This is a genomic window from Streptococcus parasanguinis, assembly GCF_023109675.1.
GTDB lineage: Bacteria > Bacillota > Bacilli > Lactobacillales > Streptococcaceae > Streptococcus > Streptococcus parasanguinis_I.
In genome coordinates, this window is the sequence record NZ_JALDUR010000030.1 from 1 (window position 1) to 4,814 (window position 4,814).

At 33.9% G+C, this 4,814-nt stretch carries 5 protein-coding genes; 3 read left to right on the plus strand and 2 right to left on the minus strand.

What is annotated here, in order from left to right; all coding sequences use genetic code 11:
- Window positions 1–127: 127 nt before the first annotated feature.
- Both M1G14_RS10835 and M1G14_RS10840 read right to left on the minus strand, forming a co-directional pair.
- Window positions 128–1,438, minus strand: a complete 1,311-nt coding sequence (locus M1G14_RS10835) for a sensor histidine kinase (protein ID WP_049523144.1) — start codon at window positions 1,436–1,438, stop codon at window positions 128–130.
- The gene (locus tag M1G14_RS10840; RefSeq protein ID WP_129299868.1) at window positions 1,439–2,128 is read right to left on the minus strand and encodes a response regulator transcription factor; all 690 of its coding nucleotides are present in this window, start codon (window positions 2,126–2,128) and stop codon (window positions 1,439–1,441) included.
- Between the two features lie 171 nt (window positions 2,129–2,299).
- On the opposite strand from M1G14_RS10840, the gene M1G14_RS10845 reads away from it, so the two are divergent.
- From M1G14_RS10845 to M1G14_RS10855, 3 genes are read left to right on the plus strand one after another with little or no spacing between them, the layout of a single operon-like run.
- On the plus strand, window positions 2,300–3,208 hold the full coding sequence (locus M1G14_RS10845; RefSeq protein ID WP_003703146.1) for an ABC transporter ATP-binding protein: 909 nt from the start codon (window positions 2,300–2,302) through the stop codon (window positions 3,206–3,208).
- Window positions 3,208–3,948 (plus strand): ABC transporter permease, encoded by a 741-nt coding sequence (locus M1G14_RS10850; protein ID WP_003703143.1) that lies wholly within the window; start codon window positions 3,208–3,210, stop codon window positions 3,946–3,948. Before M1G14_RS10845 ends, M1G14_RS10850 begins: the two co-directional genes overlap by 1 nt.
- The gene (locus M1G14_RS10855) at window positions 3,945–4,673 is read left to right on the plus strand and encodes an ABC transporter permease (protein ID WP_003703144.1); all 729 of its coding nucleotides are present in this window, start codon (window positions 3,945–3,947) and stop codon (window positions 4,671–4,673) included. Before M1G14_RS10850 ends, M1G14_RS10855 begins: the two co-directional genes overlap by 4 nt.
- Window positions 4,674–4,814: the final 141 nt, after the last annotated feature.

The following is a 4,814-nucleotide window of genomic DNA, read 5'->3' on the forward strand; positions in this document are numbered from 1 at the left end:
CTTTATTTGTGCACTCTTTTTTGTGTATAACAGAAAAATTTTTGATAAATATTTAGAAGATAAATAATGTGTCGCAATGCTCCAAATGGTTAGTTTTCTAAGTGTAAGCTTGTTCTTAGGCAGGTCATTATTCCTTTACTAAAGGTAAAGAAATGGTGACTTTTAAGCCTGGATGATTGTCTAAAAAAACAATTTCACCTTGATGTAATTTAATAATTTGTTTGGTGATAACCGTTCCCATACCATGTGATTCATAATTAATTGATTTCTGATTTAGCTCAGTAATTTTTTGAGCTGTAATATCTCCTTGATCCGCAATGACGATGAGCACTTTATTATCAGATAATTGATAAGTCAGATCAATCTGGTTAGAGCCGCTGTGCATAATACTATTAAGCAAGAGATTTCTAAAAGCTCTTGCTAATAAAGTTACCTCTCCTTTTACCAACACTGTCTCGGTAGGCAAATCAAAATGAAGTGTAATTGTTTCATAATTATTCAATATATCGGCAATTACTGTTCGTAGGACAGCAACCAAATCAAGATTGGAAAATTCGGAGCGACGCTTTTGGTTATCCAATAAGTAGCTCATATTGAGATTAGAAATCATTTCTTTCATAGTTTGAATCTGATTTTCAATTTCCTCTATCTGCTTTCCTCTGCCATATTGCTGTTCTAACTGACTGTTATAACCTGATATGAGCATAAGAGGATTGCGTAAATCATGACTGACCCCTCTAATCCATTGCTCTTTCATCGTGTTGCTTTCTTCTAAAATATGAGATGCTTCATTGAGAGCTATCTTAATTTCAGAGAAATTTCCCTTTTCATTAAGAGCGATATTTTGACCTTGGGATAAAGAAGTGACAGCAGTAATAATCGGCTCCATCTCCTTTTTAATACGCAACTTTGATCGGCTCAAAAGAATAAAAATAAATAAAAGAATGATACCCAAGAAAACAAGTCCCAAACTGAGAAAATTCCTAATAAATTGCGTATTAGCATAGAAATTAAATTTTGCTAAGGAATGCTTTTTAGGATAGCCCAAAACTAAAATTTGCTGACCACGTACATAGGAGAAAACAGGGTAATCTTCTAAATACCAACGTGAAAATTTAACCATATCAGCATTCGTATAATGCCTTTTGAGTCCTTTAGGTAAATGATAAGATTGGACAATATTGCCATCTTGATTCAGTACCATAGCCCAAGTATTTTGTTTATCCATTTCAATTTTGCTGCTTTTATCAAAATTGAAATTATTCTCTTGACTCGATTGAGCGATTTTAGTGTAAAGTAGTTCCGGTTTTTCCTTTCCATAGAAACTAAAATAGGCTGAGAAAACCAAACCATAAACAAAAACAAGTCCTATGATTAAAGCCAAGATTAATAGAACATACCTGGTTAATAACTTAGTAAAAAATTTAACGGTATCCATTTAATTCACCTTTAGTTTGTAACCCAAACCTTTAACCGTTATTAAGCTTTCTGGTTTAGAAGGATTGGCTTCAATTTTTTGTCGAATCTTACGAATATGAGCCATTAGGGTATTATCATAGCCTTGGTATTGTAATCCCCAGACCTTTTCTAAGAGTTGGTCAAAAGTGACAATGCGATTCTTATTATCATATAGGACCTTAAGAATACTGTATTCCTTAGCTGTCAGCTGAATCTCTAGTTTTCCTTTGGTAATCAAGGCTTGGCTAAAATGCACCTGGCAAGCAGGCAAAACAAGGGTATCTTCCTTTTCGGGATAGGCTCTTTTTAAGATGGAAAGAATACGCAATTCCAAATCTCTTGGACGGAAAGGCTTGATAATATAGTCATCTGCCCCTAACTCAAAGCCCTGATATTGTTTTTCTATATCGGAGATTGCCGACAAAAACAAAACAGGAACCATTGAAGTCTTACGGATGCCCTTTAAAACTTCAAATCCTGATCCTTCAGGCAGCATAATGTCTAAAATAACTAAATCAAAAGATTTTTCTTCAAATTGCTCCAAAGCTTCTTTTTGTGATTGTACACTTGTTAGATTGCTAAACCCAGCAATGCTCAATGATTCTTGCACTATTTCTAAAATTTCTGGGTTATCGTCTAAAATTAAGATCTTCTGTTCTTTATAATTCATACTATTACCTCAACAAGACTAGTATAACACATTGCTTCCTTGGTCAAGGACTTTAAAGTAAAAATTAAGGAAGAATTAAGGTAATCAACAGGTTAAAATAAAGGAGGTTCATTATAATGAAAATAGTGAAAGGATACAACATCACTCTAAGATTTTTAAAGGAGAAAACAAATGAACAATTATATCGTTGAAACCAACCAATTAAGTAAGGATTTTTCAGGTGAAGTAGCCGTTAATCAGCTCTCTATTCATATTAGAAAAAATGAAATTTATGGTTTTTTGGGACCAAATGGTGCTGGTAAGAGTACTGCTATGAAAATGCTTTTAGGATTGTTGCAACCAAGCCATGGTTCCATTAAGCTCTTTGGAAAAACCTTTAATAGCAATCAAATATCACTCCTCTCAAATGTAGGTTCCCTCATTGAAGAGCCCTCTTACTATGCTAATTTGACCGGCTATGAAAATCTTGAAATTATCCAAAAATTGCTTAAATTACCAAAAAGAAATATTGATGAAGTCTTAAAGATTGTCAAACTTTTCGATCAAAAAGACAAGCTAGTTAAAAACTATTCACTAGGCATGAAACAACGTCTAGGAATTGCACTAGCCATTGTTAAATTTCCTAAATTACTGATTTTGGATGAGCCAACTAATGGTTTAGACCCTGCCGGTATTCAAGAAATTCGTGAGCTCATCAAGTCCTTACCACAAAAATACGATATGACTATCATCGTTTCTAGCCATATTCTTTCAGAAATTGAACAGATGGCTACAACTGTTGGTATTGTCAATCATGGCCAATTACTTTTTGAAGGCCACCTATCTGACCTTGAAGAAGATGAAAAATATCTGTTTGAGACCAGTGATGATGTAACTGCTAAAAGAATACTAATGTTCAATGGTTTTAATTTGGATGATAACAAAAAATTGATTATCAACGATAACAATAAAGTTAATATAGCCACTGCTATTCGACTCTTAGTTGAAAATGATGTTGATATTTATCAAGTTTGTATGATTCGTCGATCGCTGGAAGATGTTTTCCTTGATATGACAGGACGGGAAGGAAGTGTCTTGTAATGCTAAATTTACAATTAGAATTTATCAAATTAAAAAGACGTTCTTTCTTGCTATCTTTGATTGCTATTGTAGCAGTGGGCTTGATTTGGAGTGGCGTTGTTATCAAATATGAATTACCTAAAACGCATGAGGCCTATAATGCAATTTATACCATGACTTACTTGAATGATTGTATTTTGCCGCTTTTCATTGCAGTTTTAGCGTCTAGACTACTGGAATTGGAACATCTAGGAAAAACTTTTAAACTCTTGCAAACCAGTAACGAAAGCCCTTGGCAACTTTTTAAGGCTAAATTGACTGTGATGGCTATTTTTGCCTTTGTTGTCAGTTTGATTCAAACGCTTTTTCTGAAATTTATTATTCAAGGCATGCAGGTCAGTGTGACACCCGTTTCATTGAGTCTCTTTTGGTTCACAACTTTTTTGGTTTGTCTCTTTCTGTCTTGTTTACATCTTTGCTTAGCTTTTATCTATCCAAAGCCAAGTGTGACAGTGGTAACAGGCTTAATTGGTTCCTTCCTGTCATTTGTAGGTATCGGTGCGTTACCATTTCCTATTCGTATTTTCATTCCTTGGCAATATTTCTCTATGATGGGAATCGCTAAACGGGTGGCTGGAACTAACACTTATCTTTTTCAATATGATAATGCTTATCCCTTTAAATTAGTCACATTATTGCTTATCATTTTTTTAAGCATCTTTGTCAGTAAGAAACTCATTGGAAAGGCGGATCTATTATGATTACTTTTGAATTTAAAAAAATAAAAAAAAGTGCTATTCCGATAACGCTAATCTTCTTTAACCTTGTTGGGTCCTTATTGGGAACAATGATTTTTGCCCTCAACCGAAAAGTTCTCTTAGATGGTACACAAGCTCACGTCCTTTGGGGACAAACAGTTTTCTACTCCTCGCAGATATTTACTCCTATTCTGATCGGGATTATCTGTTCCATCAGTTGTCAATTCGAGGAAAGTAATAAAAACTGGCAGCGCTTATTAAGTATTCCGGTTAAAGCCAATCGTATCATTTTATCAAAAATCACCAGCTTGTCACTAGTCATGGCTATTAGTCAACTGATAGTTCTTCTCTTTTATATTATCAGCGCTTTGGTTTTGAAGGTACCTTTTGCAAATTATCTACTGGACTTTTTGCTTTGGTCTATCACAGGTTGGATAGCAACCATTACTATTGTCACCATTCAAATTTTTCTTAGTATTCGCTTAAAAAATTTCGCAGTGCCTATTCTTATATCAGCTATTTTGGCTATGGCAGGACTTATGACCCTCTTTATTGGACAAGGTCTTTTTAGAATTTTCCCTTATGCTCAGATTGCTGTTGGTGATCGAGCTCGTTCCTTAGTCCCTTTTACCTTATCTGAATTTATCCTTTTCTTAGTTGTCAATAGTGCTTATATTTTTGTCTTCTATACCTTAGCAGTTAGACAGCTTAAAAAGAGATTTATTTAATCTCATTTATAGTGAAAAACATGAAAAAAGCAAAGAACTATCGTAATTGTTATACAATTAATGATCAGCAAATAAAAAGTGTAGAGATTTAATAAGAATATATCATAAACCAGTTTCGTATGAGACTGGTTTACTTTTTTA

Bases quoted from the DNA above. Each gene is read 5' to 3' on its own strand.
- M1G14_RS10835 (WP_049523144.1), bottom strand. From the start codon at position 1,438: ATGGATACCGTTAAATTTTTTACTAAGTTATTAACCAGGTATGTTCTA.
- M1G14_RS10840 (WP_129299868.1), bottom strand. From the start codon at position 2,128: ATGAATTATAAAGAACAGAAGATCTTAATTTTAGACGATAACCCAGAA.
- M1G14_RS10845 (WP_003703146.1), top strand. From the start codon at position 2,300: ATGAACAATTATATCGTTGAAACCAACCAATTAAGTAAGGATTTTTCA.
- M1G14_RS10850 (WP_003703143.1), top strand. From the start codon at position 3,208: ATGCTAAATTTACAATTAGAATTTATCAAATTAAAAAGACGTTCTTTC.
- M1G14_RS10855 (WP_003703144.1), top strand. From the start codon at position 3,945: ATGATTACTTTTGAATTTAAAAAAATAAAAAAAAGTGCTATTCCGATA.